Origin of the sequence: Nostoc sp. 'Peltigera membranacea cyanobiont' 232, assembly GCF_002245985.1 — a bacterium.
GTDB lineage: Bacteria > Cyanobacteriota > Cyanobacteriia > Cyanobacteriales > Nostocaceae > Nostoc.
This window is the reverse complement of the sequence record NZ_NOLK01000308.1, coordinates 1-3,900: the sequence shown is the minus strand read 5'-3', so window position 1 is coordinate 3,900 and position 3,900 is coordinate 1. Positions and strand designations below refer to the sequence as shown.

General features: G+C 42.9%; 3 protein-coding genes. All 3 read left to right on the top strand.

Going from position 1 to position 3,900, the window contains the following annotated elements; genetic code table 11:
• Nucleotides 1-306: 306 nt before the first annotated feature.
• The 3 genes from CDG79_RS39545 to CDG79_RS39535 are packed head-to-tail and all read left to right on the top strand — an operon-like array spanning nucleotide 307 to nucleotide 3,459.
• The gene (locus CDG79_RS39545; RefSeq protein ID WP_094346918.1) at nucleotides 307-2,385 is read left to right on the top strand and encodes a PAS domain-containing hybrid sensor histidine kinase/response regulator; all 2,079 of its coding nucleotides are present in this window, start codon (nucleotides 307-309) and stop codon (nucleotides 2,383-2,385) included.
• A gap of 54 nt (nucleotides 2,386-2,439) precedes the next feature.
• Nucleotides 2,440-3,036, top strand: coding sequence for a tRNA-(ms[2]io[6]A)-hydroxylase (locus CDG79_RS39540; RefSeq protein ID WP_094346917.1), 597 nt, complete (start codon nucleotides 2,440-2,442; stop codon nucleotides 3,034-3,036).
• A gap of 18 nt (nucleotides 3,037-3,054) precedes the next feature.
• Nucleotides 3,055-3,459: a VOC family protein gene (locus tag CDG79_RS39535; RefSeq protein WP_094346916.1), complete on the top strand. Its 405-nt coding sequence runs from the start codon at nucleotides 3,055-3,057 to the stop codon at nucleotides 3,457-3,459.
• The last annotated feature ends 441 nt before the right edge of the window (nucleotides 3,460-3,900 follow it).

Here is a 3,900-nt window from a genome sequence, read left to right as displayed (position 1 = left end):
GAGGAGCAGGGGAGCAGGGGCGCAGAGGAGCAGGGGAGCAGGGGCGCACAGGGGAATTTCTAAATATCCGAACGCAATGCTTAAAACTTCTTCTTTCTCCCCTGCGCCTCCGCTCCTCTGCACCCCTGCTGCCTCAACGATTTTCCCTTATCAAGCGTGCCATTCCGTTCTGAACTCTTGTTGAGAAAAATGCTTAAGTGAAACGTATTATATTTAACTTTTGCTCGTTCTAGTGGCTTTACTGAAGAAGAGGTGAGTTTTTGTACTGACTTTTTCGGTTAAAGTAATCATCACAGAAGATAGGAAATGACAAAAGAAAATTTTAAACAAGCAATTGTCGAGGCGCATCAGCGACTAGAAAAGCTCTTGCAGCTTGCAAGCCTTGCGATGGAGCAATCCATAGAGTCGGACTATCCTATAGAGCTTTTGCAACAAGCGATCGCCGAAATCTGTATTTCTCTGGAAGAGTTACACCAACAAAATGAGGAATTGATTGCTACACGCCATTTGGCAGAAACCGAACGCCAACGTTATTACGATTTATTTAACTTTGCTCCAGATGGTTACTTGGTTACAGATGGTGCTGGAATTATCCAGGAAGCTAACCATGCTGCCGCTAACTTATTGAATGTGCGCCAGTCTTACCTGATTGGTAAACCAATGTCTGTGTTTGTGCATCAGACAGAACGGCAGAAATTTCGTCAAATCATGCTGCAATTGCAAGAGCAGGGGCAAGTTAAAAGAGAAGAGTTGCGGATTTATCATAATGAAGGAAGTCTGGATTTTCCGGCAGAATTAACTGCGATCGCTGTGGAAGACAATCAGGGTAAAACCGGAAACTTGCGCTGGCTATTCAGAGACATTAGCGATCGCCACCAAACACAACAGAAAATCCGCGAACAAGCTGCCCTACTAGACATCACAACAGATGCAATGATCGTCCAGGATTTGCATAACCAAATCTTATTCTGGAACCAAGGCGCAGAGAAGATGTACGGCTGGCAAGTTCAGGAAGTTGAAGGAAACAACGCCTGGGAACTTTTATCTCAAGAAACCTCACCTCTCCTCTCAGAGGCTCTAAAAACTGTTCTTGAGCGGGGAATGTGGCAGGGAGAATTGCGTAAATTCACAAAAAATGGTGACGAACTAATCATTGCTAGCCGATGGACGTTAATGCTTGATGCCGCAGGCTTACCTAAATCAATCCTGATTCTTGACACCGATATCACCGAGAAAAAACAACTCGAAACCCAGTTATTGCGTAGTCAACGTTTAGAAAGCTTAGGCACTCTCGCCAGTGGTATTGCTCACGACCTCAACAATATTCTCACCCCAATTATGGGAATTTCTCAACTGCTGCCCCTAAAATATCCCTATCTTGATGACCTTTCGCTGCAAATGCTGAATATCCTCGAAAGCAATGCCAAACGGGGTAGCGATCTGGTGCGGCAAATTTTGTCATTTACCCGTGGTTCTGAAAAACAAACCACAATCGTGCAGGTATCGCAACTGATAGAAGACATCAAGCAGATAGTCCAGCAGACATTTCCCAAATTCATCGACATCAACGTAGATATAACGCCAGATATCGGCGTTGTTTTCGGAGACAGTACCGAACTGCATCAGGTGTTGATGAACTTAGCAATCAATGCTCGTGATGCCATGCCCAATGGCGGTCAACTCTGTATTTCTGCCACCAAGGTATTGATCGATCAAAACTATGCCAGGATGCACATAGGGGCAACAGTTAATTCTTATGTGAAAATTACAGTTACTGATACTGGAGTTGGCATTAACTCAGAAATTATCGATCGGATTTTCGATCCCTTTTTCACCACCAAAGGAGTGGGTAAGGGGACAGGACTGGGTTTATCTATATTAATGGGGATCGTCAACAGCTACGGCGGTTTTGTGGAAGTAGCCAGTCAGGTAGGAATTGGGACTAAATTTCAAGTATATTTACCAAATCAAGAAGGCAGTCCTTCTCAAGTAGTAGATGAGGTAAAACTGTCAACAGGTCAGGGAGAATTGATTTTAGTTGTTGATGATGAAGTAGCCATCACTGAGATTACCAAAACTACACTGGAAATCTATAACTATAGGGTATTGACCGCCCAAAATGGGATTGAGGCCCTTGCCCTCTACACCCAGCATCAAGATGAAATTAGGCTGGTGCTGATGGATATAATGATGCCATCAATAAATGGGAAAACAGCCATCCGCACCTTGCAAACCATCAACCCGCAAGTGCCAATTGTTGCCATGAGTGGATTAGCTACGGCTGAGGCATTAGTAGAAACTACAGGTGTTGCTATCCAAGGTTTTTTAGCAAAACCTTTCAGTACTGAGCAATTATTGAACTTTGTTCAAAAAATATTCAGTTAAAATCAATCTGCTGGACTATTTAGCTCAATTAAAATTCTGGAGTTTTGTGACTCTGTGTTTACTCAGTTACCGACAATCAACGTCCTGAAACAACCTACTAGCTCTGCTTGGGTTGAACAAGCGATCGCTAACTTAGACATCATCTTACTCGACCACTCCCACTGTGAACGCAAAGCAGCAGGCGTAGCCTTGAATATGATGTTTCGTTACCCTTCTAATACTAAAATGGTTCGGGAACTAACTGCGATCGCCCGTGAAGAACTAGAACACTTTGAGCTAGTTAACCAATGGCTAGAACGCCGGAATATTCCCTTAGCTCCCTTACAACCGCCTCCTTACGGCGCAGGTTTAAGAGCTACAGTCCGCCCCAAAGAACCTGAGCGATTTCTGGATTCCTTACTAGTCACTGGTTTAATTGAAGCTCGCTCTCACGAACGCCTGGGACTGTTAGCTGCTCACTGTCCAGAGCCAGAGTTAGCAAAATTTTATCGTGGGTTAATGGCATCCGAAGCGCGTCATTACGGCATATACTGGGTATTAGCTGCTACTTACTTCGACAGAGAAATAGTCATGCAACGGCTTGATGAATTAGCAATTGTCGAAAGCGAGTTGCTGGCGACTTTGCATCCAGAACCTAGAATTCACAGTTAGTAGACTAAGGCAACAGATATGAAGCTTCAGCTAACACACCTGAGACTACTTGTCTCCAACTACAAAGATTCTTTTCTGTTCTACCGGGATCTGCTGAAATTTGATGTCGATTGGGGCGATGAAGATAGCGGATATGCTGAGTTTAATACCGGATATCTCAAGCTAGGTTTGTTCAAAAAAGAATTGATGGCTGAAGTAGTCCCAAGAATCGAACAGCCTTCTTATGTTGCCAATCGAGATAAAACAGTCTTGATTTTCGCAGTCGATAACGTGGATGAGGTTTATGAGCAAGTAAAAAATCATAATGCGATCGTTGTGACTCAACCACAAGATCGCCCAGACTGGGGAATTCGCACAGCTTATTTTCGCGATCCCGATGGCAATCTCATCGAAATTTACAGCAATCTAGGAATTGTCAGTTAAAAATTCGCTGTCAACAACTATCCAATATCTGAATTACCAACTTGTCTCTAACACCAAGCTTTAATAAGTGGGTGTGAATAATGAAAGGTTTGTAGTCAAGGCTTCTACCCTTAAAATTATAAATAAGGGACATATTTACAATGCATCCCCATACAAATTTTAGACATTTCTAGTATTACAAATTCCTTGGTAATTGAAGCTAGAATAATATTTCATAACGAAAAAACTAGGTTTCGTTGGGTCATAACAAGGAATGTTTGGTTATAAAAGACGTTTAAACAGGAACCATTTGTAATTATGCAGGTAGCCTAACTCTCTGCAACATTCCCCGCTCAAGTACAGTTTTTAGAGCCTCTGTGAGGAGAGGTGCGGTTTCTTGAGATTAAAGTTCCCAGGCGTTTTTTCCTTCAACTTTCTGAACTTGCTAGCCGTACATGTTCT